General features: G+C 40.8%; 16 protein-coding genes. 9 read left to right on the top strand and 7 right to left on the bottom strand.

Annotation, left to right across the window (positions count from 1 at the left end; genetic code table 11):
* Window positions 1-131: 131 nt before the first annotated feature.
* Together G399_RS0104155 and G399_RS0104150 are read right to left on the bottom strand one after the other, a co-directional pair.
* Window positions 132-1,211, bottom strand: coding sequence for a FecR family protein (locus G399_RS0104155; RefSeq protein WP_026843443.1), 1,080 nt, complete (start codon window positions 1,209-1,211; stop codon window positions 132-134).
* On the bottom strand, window positions 1,208-1,897 hold the full coding sequence (locus G399_RS0104150; protein WP_006009082.1) for an RNA polymerase sigma factor: 690 nt from the start codon (window positions 1,895-1,897) through the stop codon (window positions 1,208-1,210). The genes G399_RS0104155 and G399_RS0104150 overlap by 4 nt, the downstream gene beginning before the upstream one ends.
* Before the next feature lie 279 nt (window positions 1,898-2,176).
* Between G399_RS0104150 and azu the strand changes: the two genes are divergently transcribed.
* From azu to G399_RS20155, 3 genes are all read left to right on the top strand, one after another.
* Window positions 2,177-2,629: an azurin gene (gene azu / locus G399_RS0104145; protein ID WP_081585720.1), complete on the top strand. Its 453-nt coding sequence runs from the start codon at window positions 2,177-2,179 to the stop codon at window positions 2,627-2,629.
* A gap of 357 nt (window positions 2,630-2,986) precedes the next feature.
* Window positions 2,987-3,385 (top strand): hypothetical protein, encoded by a 399-nt coding sequence (locus G399_RS20160; protein ID WP_006009075.1) that lies wholly within the window; start codon window positions 2,987-2,989, stop codon window positions 3,383-3,385.
* 101 nt (window positions 3,386-3,486) lie between these two features.
* Complete coding sequence (locus G399_RS20155) at window positions 3,487-3,741, top strand: superoxide dismutase [Ni] (protein ID WP_006009074.1); 255 nt, start codon at window positions 3,487-3,489, stop codon at window positions 3,739-3,741.
* Between the two features lie 45 nt (window positions 3,742-3,786).
* Here the strand turns inward: G399_RS20155 and G399_RS0104130 are convergent, their stop codons facing one another.
* The 5 genes from G399_RS0104130 to G399_RS0104110 form a co-directional block, all read right to left on the bottom strand.
* Window positions 3,787-4,182: a hypothetical protein gene (locus G399_RS0104130; protein ID WP_006009072.1), complete on the bottom strand. Its 396-nt coding sequence runs from the start codon at window positions 4,180-4,182 to the stop codon at window positions 3,787-3,789.
* Window positions 4,183-4,218: 36 nt separating this feature from the next.
* Entirely contained in the window at window positions 4,219-5,010 is a 792-nt protein-coding gene (locus G399_RS0104125; protein ID WP_006009069.1) for a HugZ family pyridoxamine 5'-phosphate oxidase, read from the bottom strand.
* Window positions 5,011-5,084: 74 nt separating this feature from the next.
* On the bottom strand, window positions 5,085-5,864 hold the full coding sequence (locus G399_RS0104120) for an ATP-binding cassette domain-containing protein (protein ID WP_006009067.1): 780 nt from the start codon (window positions 5,862-5,864) through the stop codon (window positions 5,085-5,087).
* Complete coding sequence (locus G399_RS0104115; protein WP_006009065.1) at window positions 5,857-6,918, bottom strand: FecCD family ABC transporter permease; 1,062 nt, start codon at window positions 6,916-6,918, stop codon at window positions 5,857-5,859. The genes G399_RS0104120 and G399_RS0104115 overlap by 8 nt, the downstream gene beginning before the upstream one ends.
* Window positions 6,919-7,023: 105 nt before the next feature.
* Window positions 7,024-7,887, bottom strand: a complete 864-nt coding sequence (locus G399_RS0104110) for a heme/hemin ABC transporter substrate-binding protein (protein WP_006009063.1) — start codon at window positions 7,885-7,887, stop codon at window positions 7,024-7,026.
* Between the two features lie 85 nt (window positions 7,888-7,972).
* On the opposite strand from G399_RS0104110, the gene G399_RS0104105 reads away from it, so the two are divergent.
* The 6 genes from G399_RS0104105 (at window position 7,973) to G399_RS0104080 (ending at window position 16,616) form a co-directional block, all read left to right on the top strand.
* Window positions 7,973-10,228 (top strand): TonB-dependent hemoglobin/transferrin/lactoferrin family receptor, encoded by a 2,256-nt coding sequence (locus G399_RS0104105; protein WP_006009061.1) that lies wholly within the window; start codon window positions 7,973-7,975, stop codon window positions 10,226-10,228.
* 431 nt (window positions 10,229-10,659) lie between these two features.
* Window positions 10,660-11,412 carry a hypothetical protein gene (locus G399_RS0104100; RefSeq protein WP_006009059.1) on the top strand — a complete coding sequence of 251 codons (753 nt, stop codon included), beginning with the start codon at window positions 10,660-10,662 and terminating at the stop codon, window positions 11,410-11,412.
* Between the two features lie 357 nt (window positions 11,413-11,769).
* Window positions 11,770-12,198, top strand: a complete 429-nt coding sequence (locus G399_RS0104095) for a hypothetical protein (RefSeq protein ID WP_006009058.1) — start codon at window positions 11,770-11,772, stop codon at window positions 12,196-12,198.
* Window positions 12,199-12,301: 103 nt separating this feature from the next.
* Window positions 12,302-14,482: a TonB-dependent receptor gene (locus G399_RS0104090; protein WP_006009056.1), complete on the top strand. Its 2,181-nt coding sequence runs from the start codon at window positions 12,302-12,304 to the stop codon at window positions 14,480-14,482.
* Between the two features lie 112 nt (window positions 14,483-14,594).
* Complete coding sequence (locus G399_RS0104085; RefSeq protein ID WP_006009054.1) at window positions 14,595-15,617, top strand: alpha/beta hydrolase; 1,023 nt, start codon at window positions 14,595-14,597, stop codon at window positions 15,615-15,617.
* 63 nt (window positions 15,618-15,680) lie between these two features.
* Complete coding sequence (locus G399_RS0104080; protein WP_006009052.1) at window positions 15,681-16,616, top strand: alpha/beta hydrolase; 936 nt, start codon at window positions 15,681-15,683, stop codon at window positions 16,614-16,616.
* The last annotated feature ends 57 nt before the right edge of the window (window positions 16,617-16,673 follow it).

Raw genomic sequence — 16,673 nt, 5'->3', positions numbered from 1 at the left:
AATAGATTAATGTGGGTTCGTTATAAGAGTCATATTGGCGTCAATTTTTTCAGTGTGTGTGACGGTTTCACAAAACCTTCACACAACAGCCCTTTTCTATTCGGTGAAGTTATTCCCATCAACATTAGGGCTCACTTTTTAGCCAGCACCTTGCGCTCGTTCTCTTCGATCAAGATAATCGGATAGGCTGCAGCCAATCCATCGAGTGCTTGATCTATTTGGTAAAAGGTAAAAGAAGCAGTAACCGCTAAGTCATTAATGCTCTCATCTAATATTACAACCGGTTTTTTGGCGTAACGGTTTATATCAATGACTACGGTCTTTAAGGGGATGTCATCGTAAATGAGGCGGCCACTGAGCCAAGAGAACTCTGTTTCATTGTTAAATTGAGTGACCTTCGTGATAAACGTTCCGTTAAAGGCCGCACGCACTTGTTCGTTGGCACGCAACTGCAACATCTGTTCATCTGTTGTGCCCTGTTCAGGTAAATCTACTACCTCAACTAAACCTCGTTGCACCGACACTTTGATTGCATCGTCTGCGCTATGCTTCACTGCAAACGCGGTGCCGCGCACACGCACTTGCAAATGTTCCGCGGTAACTGAAAATAGGCGACTAGGGTCATGACTAACGTCAAAATAGGCACCACCTTTTTGCAGGATAATGCGCCGAGTATCTTTACTTATATCAACTAAAATACTTGAATTTCCTGCTAGTATTACATCCGAGCCGTCACTCAAGGTAATACTACGATTTTGGCCAATGGGTGAATTAAACGCGATTGCCGGAGGCGTTATTTCAAGGGTCCTTGGGCTGTGATATACAGCGATGAGGACTATTAAAATAATACTAGCCGCGATACTGCTTAACCACATTGGCGATTTTGCTAGGCGGTGTTTGAATTTGGGTTTAGGCTTGGGAGGGAGCACAATGACCGGATCTCGATCCACATGTTGTTCTAACCAGTCCACCGCAGAGTCCGTCATGCCGATCGTTTTCCAAACCTGCAGGCTATGCCTAAATGCATGACCATTCGCCTCATTGCTATTGAGCCATAAAATAAATTTTTCGCGCTTTTTAGCGTCGCTGTTGCCGGCATATAACTCAGTTAGCCATTTTCTTGCCTGAGCCTGAGGAGTGTCTTGAGCGTCTTGACTCTTTTTATTTTTACTAGCTTCATCGATCATAAATTCATTCGTTTTGTGGGTCATAATTTCCACTCATTTGTGTTGTTATCAGGGAGTGAAAAGTCAGGTTCGTTGACCGAGTCTTCAGCGCTGACGCTGGTGCCTTGGACTTGTTGGTCGATGCTTTCTAAAATCGCCATTGCTTCATTCAGTTGACGGCATATATCAGCAATACTCCATCCTGTTTGAGCAGATATTTGCGCGTAAGTTTGTCCTTTAATTCGGACGTACATCAAAACATCACGTTGTTTGCTGCTAAGTTTGTCAATTGCTTTTTGCATGGCGGTAACACGTTGCTCGCCTTGTAAGATGGTTTCGGGGCATATCTCGTTTAATTGAACATCTTCGAGGTCTACTTGTTCTATAATAAATTCTCGAACTTTACACAGTTTGCCGATGGACTTTAGGGTGATATTTATGGCTATTTTTATTATGTATGCTTTGGGATTTTTAACCTCTGTTATGTTTTTCATTTGGGCAAATTGACTAAAGGCTTCTTGAGCCACATCTTCAGGCTCTGGAGGACCCGAGCCATAACTTTTATGTAGCAAACGACACACATCAAGCCAATGGTCACGGAATAAGGTATCAATCGATTGACTATCGGAAAGTTGATTTTTGCTTGCTTGTGTGTGAAATGACTTAGTAGCACTTTTCTTAATGTAAGGCGTAACAAAAGATAGCTGATCTTGGTGCAACGGTTTATTCATCAATATTGACTCGGCGAAAATTGAAACTCAATTCTTAACGTTACTACTCTTTCTAATCAGAAATATGACGGTTATGCCATCAATTACAAACATAATAAAAAATTCATATTTCCCGCTCAAAATATTCTTATATTATATTTTAAAACCATCTTAATATTGGGTCGATTTTTTAAAGTCTAAGTATGACTAGGTTACTAAATTAACCGTAATGATAATTGTTACTATTTGTATTTGGGTGATTTTAATGTCATAGTCGTTTTTTTAATAAGGGTTAGACTAATGAAATTTTTATACTGTAGTTGTTTGCTGCTAATACTCATTCCCTCAAACGTATATGCAGACTCCTGCAACATTGAAGTTAAAGTAGGTGACAATATGAATTTTGTTCCTACAGCACTTGAAGTGTCTGCAACGGCCTGCAAGACGGTTACGATTAATTTAACGCACACCGGCTCATTTCCTCGCAATGCGATGGGCCATAACTGGGTGCTTTCTACTACCGAAAATGCGCAAGCAACAGCACAAGATGGCTGGAGTGCTGGACTTGAAAATCAATATTTAAAATCAGGTGACCCCAGAGTAATTGCTAGTACAAAAATTATTGGCGGAGGCGAAAGTGACAGTGTTTCATTCAATCTTAGTGATCTGAACGTAGGAGGCGACTATACTTTTTTCTGTTCCTTTGTGGGTCATTTTGCAATGATGAAGGGGAAATTCACAATAATTGAGTAGGCAGATGAGACGGCAGAACGTCAAGTTCTGCCAATCGAGTATCATAATATTACTGCTACACATCCACCTAAATCTGACTTAAGTTGATATCTATCGGCGCTGGAAAAAATCTCTAAACCAAACCTTTGACTGACACTTGCGGGCTCTGCAGTGACAGTCTCTATTTTTATATGTAGGCGCGTGCGTACAGGCAAAATAATTTACGTTATTTTCACAGTGCCCGTAATTCAATAAATAACCACAATAATAGACTATGGTAAAACCACATAAATACAAATGATTATCATTTGCATTTATGTGGTTTTACGTTACTATGTTGGTAGCTCATTTTTGCTATACAGTTATTGGAGAGATTACATGGAACAGGATAAAAATATTAATCAAGATCCGCGTTTTACCCCTTGGAAGCGTCATACCTTAGCGGGTAATTTATATTTCGACAAAAAACAAATTACGCGTTCTATTGAACATTATGAAATCGCGATTTGCGAAGCGATTACACTTATCAATATGGTCAATTCAGGAAGAGCAGCTGTTGCTGCACTGCTCGCTAGTTTTCATAATTTAGCTGAATTATATGCCCAACAAGACGAACATAACTTAAGTGAAAACGAGTTAGCTAAAGCGCACAATATTATTAATGCGTTATTGCTCAACGAGCAATCTGACGCGCAAGAAGAGGCATTAAGATGGGGTAAGTGCAGAGCCAAGATTGCCTTACTAAGATTTAGACAACTACACCACAATACCATCTGACAAAACAGTCAGTGTCAGCTCAACAGTTCAAGCACTAATCAGTCGAATCAATCTCTACTACAAAGACTTTACAGTTCATTTAACGACAATAAGGAACAATTATGATTACTGGCTTACTCAAGGCATTCGACAATACATTTGCAATCACCACCCCTACAGCCAAATGCGATATTCCGTGTAAAGATAATGATCCCATTGTGGCGCAGGTAGCCGGCTTAAGTTTGCAGAGCTTTATAGATCTAATAAAAGAACTAAATGATAAACCGCAGCTTACGGCCGCTGACAATTCGCAGCTAAGTCGGTTAACCCGAGAAAAAGATATTCTGCAACTAATGTTAAAAAAGAGATTTGGGTGATTTTGATAGCCTATTTTCAGGTCCCGCAGGTAAAGCGGGTTAGCGTTAGTCAGGGTTATTCAGTAGAAAGTAACTTTTGATGTAGAGCAATGTTAATTTGTATTGTAGATGACGATACTGCTGCTGAAGCCGAGTGCCGTGGCAGCTTTTTTTCATCAACTGCAGGGGTAAATTAATTTTATCGAGACATAGCACGCGCCAATGCACTTCAACCGACTCATCCGCAATAGTGTCGTAAAGAAGTTGAAACGCCCTGCTTGCGATAACAAATCTAGCGCTTGAGGCTGTTTTTGCTGCTGCTAAGTCTGCAATTTGTAAAAGATAAATATTAACTAATGGTGGATTATTATGCTCTATACCACCACGGATACGGGTTTCAATAATATCTAGTGAGCGTTTAGGACTTAGTAAGTTCTGTCGATTCTGTGGATATTTGTGCATGCTAATTCCCTCATAACGGTCAGTTGTTTACGAATGTTAAATTGTACTGCTCATAGTTTCGGTTTTACCGTTGCTGCACTCGGCGTTTTTTTTCGCTTCTTGAGTCAACACAACCATTGCCTGGCGTAAGCCGTGATCCTTGGTAATCGGCTGCTTAAAACAAATAAATCCAATGTGTGTAGCGTCTTTGTCAGTGGCTGGATCTGTTGTGCACGAATAATGAAAGCCATGTTGATAGCATGAAAGCATCGTTACTTGACCTTGTATTACGGGCCGCTGCAACTGATGAGCAACAATTAACGCTAAAGCATCGCTATGATCTTCGTGCATATGCTCTATGGCACCCTGCGCACTTGCAGCTAAGTTAAACATATGACTTTGCCAATCGTCTAGGCTAAACCAAAAAATTTCACCAAACCCGCCAATATAACGAAGGCGAACGGTACTAATTAAGTAAAACCTAAAATCATGCGCTTGTACATATGATTTCGCTTGCGGAAACACCGCCATGTACTGCTCTTGCAACTGAGCGTCAACAGCATCCGCTTGGGCTGTACCTAAAACGGTGACCCGAGCGCTTGCTTGACTATCACTTTGCTTGCCATCATAAACACATAAACTCACTTTGTTGTGTTCTTGCATATTACGAGAGTGTTGCGCAATATCGGACGCATAAACAACTAAGTTGCCTTCTTCCGTCATTAAGAATGGCATAACCGAGCCAAAAGGATAGCCCTGCATAGACACACTATGCGTCGACAAAAGCCCTGTATGCTGGCTTCGCATCAGTGCAGCGGCTTGATGAATATGCTTACTTTTATTACTCATGTGATTTCCTTTTTATAATGCTTTTTATGCATCATTTATTACGTTCAAGTCCCAACATAGTTTTGTATTGACGCTTATACCTGATAAATACTATTTTCCACTGCATCATTGGCCTTATTTAAAATAATTTGACCGTTGGTTTCAAAGCACGTATCTAATATTGTTTTATTAAATACGGCTTTTCTGCTGCCCTCTGCCAATAATTTACCGTCTTTGATCAATACCAAATTTGTGGCTATATTAGCGACTGCATTTATATTATGGTCAATAATAATAACTGTGCCACCCTGTTGCTGAAACGTTTTTAAATGACCATACAACAAACGCGTTTGTTTTATGTCCAGTGCGCTTGCAGGTTCGTCTAACAATAAGCATTTACCTTGCATGTTAGCACTTTGATAAAGTTGTAAGTAAGCCCTAACAAATTCAATTAGCTGGAGTTCCCCCCCTGACAAGTATGTTACATCGCGCATCAACAAATGCGCAATTTGAAATTGCTCAGCAAGGGTCAATATCAAGTTTTCTGAGTATTTGTCGGACTCAGGGTACTGTAGCCTAGCCAGTTGTAAATACTCATGTACAAGCATACTAAAAAAGCCCGTTTTTACCTGTGCAATGTAAGCACGCATTTTACTCAGTTGACTAAGCGAATACTGGCTTACCGCTTGACCGTTAAATCTAACATGGCCCTTTTTCAATGGATACTCACCTAATAAACTCTTAAAAAGGGTTGACTTACCTGCGCCATTTGCGCCCAAAATAGCCGTAATACTTTTGCTTTCAAACTGCAATGTTACCTCACTAAGTAACTGCTGCCTGCCCGCTACAATGGTGATTTCTTCAACACTAAACATAGTCAAATTTCCTTTTTTCGCGCACGATCAAATACAAGAAGAACGGTACACCCACCATAGAAGTAATCAAACCAATCGGTATTTCGGCAGGAATAATAATAGTGCGGGCAAGCGTGTCGGCTAGAGCCACCAATAACGCACCGGACAGTAAACTTGTGGGCAGCAATACGTTTAAATGTGCACCAAACATCATTCGACATAGATGCGGAACCACTAAGCCAACAAAGCCAACTATGCCAGTAAAACTGACGCAAACAGCAACTATCGCAGCAACTGTCCACAAACTGATTAATTTAATTTTGCGGGTATCTACGCCCTGATATTTTGCTTGGTTTTCAGAACAGCTCATTAACATGAGTTGATGACGTATCTGCCAAAAATAATAAGTACCAAGGATAACTGGAACAATGGTAATGCTTAGGCTCGTGTAATTAATACCGGCATAACTGCCCATGCTCCAAAACGTAATTTGACGCAAAGTTGCATCATCAACAACGAACTGAATAAGGCCTAAAAGCGTCATTGCGCCAGCATTAATGGCAACGCCTGCTAAAATAAGCACCAGCGTGTTCATACCTTGTTTAGAGTCAGCTATTTTAAGGAGTAAAATTAACGACAGGGTCGCACCTAAAAAAGCACTGAGCGGCACAAAGTAAGACATTAAAAAAAGAGGAAGATGCACCGTACTTAATACCGCAAAAGCTGCACCCGCAAAAAGAGCAGCGCTTGACGAGACCCCAATGAGGCCCGGGTCGGCCAGCGGATTGCGACATATAGCTTGCAATACTGTACCGCATAAAGCTAAGCCTGCGCCGGTGATCATGGTCATCACAATACGCGGAAATCGAATATCCCATAAAATAGTATGCTGTAGTGGATTGCTAGAGTCTGCGCTTAACCACCGCCATAAATCTACATCTACCGCACCTGCATTTAAGGCGATAACAGCAACAACAACCAAAGCCATAATTAATGCAGTGATTTTGGGCTGAAAGCCATACTTCCTTTGCGCAATCTCTTGTTGTACTTTTAATATGGTCGTAGGTGTCTTCATAAATATGTGTTGCTGTCCTTATTAATCAATTAGCACTTAGGTCATGCTTTATAAGTGGCAATTGTTTTGCAAAAAAACCGAAAACGACGTACTCAAGGCATCTAATTACTGTTCAAGAATATGAGCAAACTGCGCAACTGCGTCAGGCAAACGGGGTGTTAAGCCTAAAAACAGTAGAGCGTCAACAATATGTAAATTACAGCCTTGCGCTTGTGCCCACTTTTCCAAGGCCGGTTGTTTGCATAGTTCACTCGCCGACAAACCACCGGTACGATGCTCAGCTATTAGCACCTGAGTGGGCGCTATTGCCAAAAATGACTCGATTGACACCGGCTTAAAACCTTCAATATTGTCGTAAGGGTTACGCAAACCCGCTATCTTCATAATCAGATTAGGCACGGTATTTTTGCCAGCCGCCATAATGCCCCGCTCGCCCGCCGACATTAGAAACACCGCTCTTTGCTCAGGCTTAATATTTATCTTTTTGATCGCGCTAAGCTGATCCTTGACGTGCTTCTGGAGTTGTTCAGCTTGTGCTTGCAAACCGGAGCGCTGGCCTATTTCATGGATCATGTTGAGTAATCCGGCAACGGTCCGCGCCTGCTCAAATACATGCACCTGGACGCCTGAATTACTCAGTTGCGTAAGCACTTCGGTTGGCCCGCCCCCCATCGCAGCAAATAGATGAGTGGGCTGCATCGCCAATATACCCTCAACGCTGAGTTGACGGTAATAACCCACTTTTGGTAATTCGCTTACTTGTTCCGGATACAAACTGCTGGTATCGGCAGCGACTATTTGTTGTTGCGCGCCCAAGGCATATAAGATTTCAGTTACACTCCCACCCACACTTACTATGCGGTCGCTAGTGTGACTGTAAGGAGTTTGTGCAGACGCTATTGCGCTAACTAAAACTAGTAAACTTGCGAATAGAACTCGCCTTAAAAAAACTAATTTAACACTTTTCATTATAATTTCTCATTTCTCTATTGCTAACGCTAATGATAATAATTATCATTAGCGTTACAGTCAACTATTAGATAAGAAAATTTTCATGAAACATAAAGCCAGTATTTCTTTTTTTACTCCATCTGTCTGTTCAGTCACTTTTTGTGTCGCTTTTTCTGTCGCGCTTGCAGGCAATGTAAGCGCCAACGCGATAGAAGCCGGTACCGAATCTGAGATAGAAACAATTACAGTGACCGGCACTAAAACCGCGCGTAAAATCAATGAAATAGCAGCTACTGTAACCACTATTAATAGCCAACAAATAGATGCTTTAGGGGCAACGAACATCCGCGACTTGCTGCGTTACGAGCCCGGTATATCTGTCGAAGGCAGCGGGCGTTACGGATTATCAAGCTTTAATATTCGAGGCATTACCGGTGATCGGGTATTAATTCTAGTCGACAACATTCCTATAGCTGATGAGTTTAGTTTTGGTCCGAATTTGTCTGCACGTCGCGATTTCGTTGATGTTGATTTAATAAAGTCTGTGGATATTGTGCGCGGTCCAGCCTCAACACTGTATGGCAGCGATGCTATTGGCGGCGTTGTGGCATTTACCACTAAAGATCCCATCGACATCGTGACCGATGGTGAGTCATTCGCGGGTAGAACAAAAATAGGCTATGTTAGTCAGTCGAGCGAGTCGTATGTTAATGGCATGCTGGCCGGCGTGGGCGGCGATTGGCAATGGTTAGTTAACAGCACCTACCGCAATGGAAATGAGACCCAATCGTTTTATAATGATGCAAGCATAGGCAATACGCGAACTAGTGCCGATCCTCAAAATAACGATTCTTTAAGCGTATTAACTAAACTTATTTACCAAAAAAATGAGGCGCATCGGCTTAAGCTTATTGCCGAAACCTTTGAGCAAAGCAATGACACGCAATTGTTGTCAGAGATTGGCACGCAGGTGCGCGGCACAATCACCTTATCGAGTCTTGGCTTTGACCAGCAGGAGCGTTCACGTTTTTCAGCCGAGTATTTGTATCAACCTTCTGGAGCTCATCATCTAAAGCGCGTCAATATGTTTGCTTTTTATCAAAACTCTTCTACTGAGCAAGCATCTGAACTTGTTAGGCAATCATTAGGACCTGAGCCATCCCCGTTTTTCAGAACCCGCGACAGCATGTTTGAACAAAGCACGGTTGGTTTACATGCTCAGTTTGATCATCAGTTTGAATGGGGAGGTCAGCATTATTTAATCTATGGCCTCAGCACCGAAACCACGGAATCAGAAGGATTAAGAGAAGGTCAAACTCAAGACCAAGCGACAAGTTCCCCCATCCCTGAATTTAGCGTATTCCCAGCACGTGATTTTCCACTGTCAACATTGTCTGAACAATCCATCTTTATACAAGACGAGATCCAGTTCTTAGATGGCCGTTTATTACTGAGCCCAGGGCTACGTTACGACCGTTTTAAGCTTTCACCTGAGTCGGATCGCTTGTTTGAGACGGCTAACCCTGGAGTAGAAGTATCGAGCTTTAAGGACAGTCAGTTATCCAAGAAACTAGGCGCCATTTATTCATTAAGCGAAAGCTACAATATTTGGCTGCAATATGCTGAGGGTTTTAGAATACCGCCTATGGACGATGTTAACGTTGGCTTTACCAACTTTGCAGGACGCTACACCTCGCTCTCAAACCCCGACTTAAAGCCTGAATCGGTTACCAGTTTAGAACTTGGCATTAGAGGCTTTACCAACGCCTTGACTTGGAGCATAAGTGCCTATCAAAACAAATATACGGACTTTATTGAATCATTGACTTTTGTCGGAATTAACCCGAATAACGGCTTTACTCAATTTCAATCTGCTAATGTAGACGATGTTGAAATTAAAGGTATTGAAGGACAAGTTGTGTGGTCACTAGGCGACACTTTTAGCGGCGCCCAAGATTGGCAAATAAGGGCCAGTTACAGTATTCAAGGTTCTGAAAACAAAGCCACCGGCAATGAGCTTGAATCTATTCCACCAAATCAAGCCGTATTTGGGGTGCAATATAAAGACTATAGTGACCCATGGCGCATCGAAGTTGCTGCTAGCTACACAGAAGAAGCGCAAGCATTAGCCAGCACTGGTGAAACCGCGTTTTTTGTAGCACCCAGTTACACCACTATTGATATACTTGGCCACCTTAAGATAACGCCTCACATAAAAATTAACGCAGGTATATTCAATGTCACAAACAAGCAATATTGGCTAGCGTCTGAAGTGAGAGGACAATCTGCTGAGGGTAATTTACTGCCTTTTACTTCGCCTGAGCGTAATTACTCGATTAATGTGGTGGTGCAGTTTTAGGGTAATAAGCTCTGCGCGACTTCGTGTATGTGAATTCGTTGGTGTTTAAGTATTCGTAACTTACGCGATGAACGAGCACCACTTGCTGTCCGCTACTTCGGATTCTTTTCAGACGCACATCGGGATTATGGCCGCTGTATTACATCAACTTTAAGGCCAAGTTCCAATTCTTTTATACCTGAACATTACAGTTAGTGTAGACGAGTGCGTTTGAATTTACGATGGAAAGGCTATGTGGCTCTAAATCCGTTTTATTGTAAGCAAAAAGAAATCCAAGATTTCGTCATGTTTGAAACTAAAAATATCGTTTTACGTTAACTAAGCCAATTTCAACTATTACACTGTCACTCTGGAACGCAACAAAAAAGGTGCTTATTGAATAGATCAGGGTTGTGGTTTATTCTCTCATGTCTAGGATGGAAAGGAATGTAGTGATCACTATTTTAGCTGAATTAAAACGAAGAAATGTTTTTCGAGTTGCCGGCCTTTATGCTGTCGTAGCGTGGTTAATAATGCAGGTTGCCGTTCTTTTTGAAGACACCATGAACTTGCCAGCTTGGTTTGACAGCACCGTAACCGCTGCGCTGATATTGTGTTTTCCCATTGCATTATTGCTAACATGGGCCTTCGAAATGACCCCTGACGGCATCAAACCTGCAGAGACCGCGGATGGTGAGATTACACATTCAGGACGCAAAACAGACATTGTTATCGTTGCCGGCCTGCTGGGCGTGTTAGCACTTGGCTTGTGGCAACAAATGACCAAGCCTGATGTGGTATATAAAGACAAAGAAGGCACCGTTAAATCAGCACTTACCGCTCCTCAGCAGGCGGCGATCATGGTCGAGCCTGAACTACGAACAGACCCCGCATCTATTGCTGTGCTGCCATTTTCAGACCTCTCTCCCAGCGGCGATCAAGGGTATTTCTCCGATGGGATAGCCCAAGAATTGTTAAATGTGTTGGCAAAGGTTGATGGACTAAAAGTAGCCTCGCGTACATCTGCATTTGCTTTTAAAGGTCAAGACGCACTGGGTATACCGTTTATAGCCGAAAAATTAAAAGCACGAAATGTGCTACAAGGTAGCGTACGTAAACCAGGTGATATGATCAGGATCACGGCGCAATTAATTGATGCCGACACAGACATGCATTATTTGCCTTGTTGTCGATCCCAGCATTGAAATTTGCCGACGCTTTCTAGTATTAGTGTTGGGTCAGGTTTTCCATCGCAATGCCAATCTTTGCCCAACGATGATTTTATATGTAAGTAAGCTATTAATTTTTAAATAAATTGAATGGCATTGAGATAATCTTTAGCCGTGATTGCGATAGCAAATAAGATGGCCGGTATTGCTTCTACCATGCTATTTGAGCAAAAAGATGATTAGCAGCAGAGCGCTTGTTTGTGCAGGTTCTGTGAAGTTATAGCGATAATAATTACGATCTGCGCCCAATACGGTGGATAAAAGAGCGTAAATTCCTATAACTGTTTGCAGATTTTCGCGACTTAATTAACTACATTATGAGACCCGCTAAATATGAATGACGCATTCGAGCTTTCTATTGATGAAAAAATTGCTTTAACTAAATGGCATGATGCATTGGATTTTTATGCTCATGATTGGGATAAGACGTTCGACTACCGCGGCACATATTACACTCAAGAGTTTTGGTATTTATTGGTGGATTGCGCTATTCACTATTGGCGCGGTGAACCACTTACCGTTGGTAACGCTTGTGAAAGGATGAAAGCAGGCTCGAAGCGAACGCGTGACGAACGGATAAAAAAAGCAGAAATAGATGGCTTATTGGAAAGACATAAACACACTTGCGATCGACGTGAGACATTTTTGATACCAAGTAATAAGTTACAGCAAAAAATACATGGGCATTTGTTGAGAACCCTACAAAACACGATTATTGCTTTATCCGAAATAAATGTGTCAGCATTACCACCCCAAAAATAGGCGCAATTATTGCGCTTAATTATTGCTCTTTTTTTTATTTTCTTAAAAGGTGATATTGAAATGAATCTTATTAACATTTCAATAACAAGAGTGATTTACCCCTATGTGTAAAAATAAAAATAAATTCATTGGCATCAGCCCTCTTGCACTTGCGATTGCTTCACTCGCATACAGTGCCTCCGTATTTAGCATGGAGCAAGATCCCGAAGGTAATAAAGGACTAGAGACTATTACCGTGACTGCTCAAAAACGAGAGCAAAGTATTCAAGAAGTACCCCTTTCTGTTAGTGCTTTTTTTAGCGACAAGTTGGCAAACATGCATGTTAATGATATCGGTGACTTACAATCTTCAGTGCCAAATTTAACAGTGCATCAAGGGGATGCTCAAAATGCTGTTGTTTATATTCGCGGGGTAGGTCAAATTGACTCTTTAGCATTTGCTGATCCTGGTGTTGGCATCTATTTAGATGATGTTTATTTAGGCAGAGCTCAAGGCGCATTTTTAGACGTTTTTGATGTGGAAAGAATAGAAGTTTTACGTGGCCCACAAGGAACACTATATGGCCGCAATACTATGGGAGGAGCAATTAAATATGTTACTGCAAAACCGAGCAATGAATTAGAAATCAATCTTGAATTAGGTATTGGAACTTACGCTGAGAGAAAACTTAAGGCGTCAATTTCTGGACCGTTAACTGATAAACTTTCAGGCAGTTTTACAGCTGTTCATAACATTAGAGATGGCTACACAGAAAACACGTTTAATGGAGATGACGACGGTGACAAAAAATTAACTGCCTGGCGTAGTTCATGGTTTTACGAAGCTAATGATGATTTTTCACTAACATTCGCTGTTGATAGTTCAAAAAACGATCCTGAACATTCTGTCACGCCTGTTGCACAAACAGCATTATTCACGGGTGAAGTCATTACCGCCATCGATCCTGAAAAAGTAAGTGCCAATTTTAATAACCTCAATGACTTGTCTACTCGAGGAACTTCGTTGACGGCAACATGGAATATATCAGATAACTATACAGTGAAATCAATCAGTGCTTACCGTGCCATGGACTACGATGCCAATCTAGATTTAGATGCAAGCCCTGATGATGTTTTTGGTGTTTTCGTTTTTCAAGAACAAAATCAGTTCAGTCAAGAATTTCAGTTTAATTACCTATCCGATGCGTTTTCTGTTGTTACCGGTTTGTACTATTTTAATGAACACGATGTAACAGAATCTGGACTTTTTGGTCCGGTAATTAGTTTAGTGACTAATTCAGAAAATGATCAAGACAATACCAGCTATGCAGCATATACGAATGTGGACTATTTTTTTAATGAAAAGCTGACATTAACAGCTGGATTGCGTTATACCAAAGAAGAAAAAAAGTTCTCTCGGCTACAACAATTTTATCTTACTGACATGAGCTATAAGCCAATATTAGGTGCTGGTGATTTAACAGTAACTGATTTTACTACACAGGATACTTGGTCGTCAGTATCACCAAAAATTGCCGTTAGTTATCAATTTGATAAAAAAATGATGTTTTTTGGTTCTGTGAGTAAAGGTTTTAAAAGTGGCGGATTTAATGGCCGCTCAAACACGCTAAATGAAGCTGAGTCATATAAACCAGAAAACATGTGGTCTTATGAAATGGGATTAAAATCTGATTTTATGGATGATCAAGTTCGTGTAAACGCCACGATTTTTCGAAATGATTATGAAGATTTACAACTGTCTAGTTTTATTGCTGATGATCAAGGCTCATTTTCAGCGTTATTTACTAACGCCGGTAAAGCGCTAATAAACGGGCTGGAGTTTGAGTTAACTTTCGCAGCCAGTGAGGATCTGATACTTGCCGCAAACTTGGGCTTAATGGATGCCAAATATGAGGAATATATTGGCGCTGGCGGGCTTAACATTGCCAACGAAAGAGAATTAGTAAACACCCCTAAAACAAGCGCTCAGCTTTCAATGCAATACGACATTGACACTCTGACTGTTGGGCGTTTCACATTTGTTGCTGATGCAAGCTACCGCAGTAAAACTTATCCGACAGTTAGTAGCACTGAAATTCTTGCTCAAGATGGACGTACCTTATTAAATCTTAATATTAACTACTTTAGTCCAAATGAAAAGTGGATTGTCCGCCTAGGAATAAAAAACATAACGGATAAAAAGTATATTTCTCACGGTTTTGACTTGAGTGATTCAGGGTTATCGCAACTCGCCTACTTCGGTGCACCTAGAACCGTATCTTTGAGCGCTAATTACGCATTTTAATCAACGGTATTACTAAATTAATTAAAATCGGCAGCATGAGAAGACGGTTTGAAAAATATTACTGTAATTGAGTACTGTTCATCCGTCTTACTTATCGATATGGGAAACTAATGTGAACACCAATACGACAGTAAATATCACCGAAGACAAAACGGTAAACATTGAAAAGAGCCATAGTTTGTATGCAGGAATGGGTAAACAATCGCATGATTTGCTTATGGCCTTTAACTCTGAAGAAGACGTCTCTATATTTGATTTTAGTATTGAAGAAGCAAGAGCGATTTTTAATCCTATATTTGAGGCCAGCTCGGCACCGCATTTAAACGTTGCCCAAGAAAACCATAAAACTGTCAAGTTTAACGGCTGTACAATACCAATAATTGAATTAACTCCAGTAGGGAATATGCCCGACAATGGATGGCCGACTCTATTATTTTTGCATGGTGGCGGTTGGATATTAGGTGACTATCCAAGCTATGAAGGACTGGCAAAATCTTGCTGCTATTATACCAAGGCAAAAATTATTTTTGTAGACTATGCACTGTCACCGGAATCTAAATATCCACAAGCACTTGAACAAATTATAGCCACACTAAACTGGGTAAATGAAGAACACGATATGCTAAAAGTAGACCCCAATCGTATCGGTCTTATTGGCGATAGTGCTGGCGGGAATTTGGCCGCCGCATTGTGTCTATCGAATCAAAAATCACTAGAACCTTGGCCTATTAAAATACAGTGCTTAATTTATCCACTATTAGATTTAAGCGTAGATGCGGACTACGTATCAAGAAAAACATACGGAAACGGAGAGTTTTTTATATCTCGTGAGCATATAGCTTGGTCACGTAAGAACTATTTAGCCAATGCAAACCTCTGTGAGGAATTATTAGTTTCTCCAATAAAAGCAAACGATCTACAAAAGCAACCAGAAAGCATTATTGTGGCAGCGGGTTTTGACCCCTTACAAGATGAAGCTGGGGCGTACCATCATAGACTGCTAAGTTTTGGAAATAATAGCTTACTTCTTCGCTTTACCTCTACAATACATGGATTTTTGTCGTTTTCGGCCAGTTTAGATATTGCGAACACAGGCTTGAAGCTAATTTGTAGCGAAATTAAACAACGCCTCTAGTTATTAGTAGTTTCTGTTAACCTGAATTAGCGCAGCAAATAATTTAAAGAAAATGGAGAAAAAATGCGAGGCATAATTTCAGAGAAACTTCATGACTTCATTAAGCAAGCAAATATAGCGGGTCAACTAGCGAAAACCGACGGTGTGCAATTGACACCATCACTAGTGCGTAAAAACATTGCAAAATTATCTGTTTTTATTGGTGAAGGGCCTCCAATCACTTATGTAAAAGATAGTGCCTTTGAGACCTTAACTCACCGTATTGGGCTTAGAATTTACAGTCCAAATCCAGAGCAAGCATTACCTGTTGTGCTTTTCTACCATGGTGGTGGGCATATGTGTGGAAATATTCATTTATATGACGCCGTTAGTCGCAGAATTGCCAAGTCTGGTCATTGTATTGTGATTGCGGTGGAGTATCGTTTAGCACCAGAATTTCCTTACCCTAGCGCTATTGATGATTGTCAGTATGTGCTAGCTCATTACCAAGAATTATTAACCGAAGTAAAATTTAATGATCATCTGGTTATTGCTGGTGATAGTTGTGGCGGTGCTATTTGTGCTACGTTAGCAAGTAAAAATATAAGTAACGTCAATATCGAAATTGATAAACAAGTACTTATTTATCCCAGCGTTGATTATTCGATGAGCAGTAATTCTATTGAAGAAAATGGCAGTGGCTTTTTATTAGAAAAAGAGAAAATAGCTTGGTATTTCGATAATTACTTTCAACATAATGAACATTATCAACTGGTTTCACCGTTGTTTATGCCAATGGATGCGAATATGCCAGAAACCATTATATTTACGGCAGGATGTGATCCGCTAAGAGATGAAGGTTTTGCCTATGGCCAAGCATTAAGTAAGTTTGGAGTAAAAGTAGAGCAGCACTCATTTGACGGTATGATCCACGCCTATTTGTTGCTACATAACTTGATAACAGAAGAATGTGAAAAAACGTATCAACTGATAGGTGAGTTTATTGGTAGAAAGAGTTAATGGGCACCCACTAGAAAAGGGAGGAAACCCTCCCTTTTGCTCAGTTAATTAAAAACT

The organism is Brumicola pallidula DSM 14239 = ACAM 615 (genome assembly GCF_000428905.1).
GTDB classification, from domain to species: domain Bacteria; phylum Pseudomonadota; class Gammaproteobacteria; order Enterobacterales; family Alteromonadaceae; genus Glaciecola; species Glaciecola pallidula.
The sequence above is the reverse complement of the archived record's forward strand: the minus strand, read 5'-3'. Positions and strand labels throughout refer to the sequence as shown.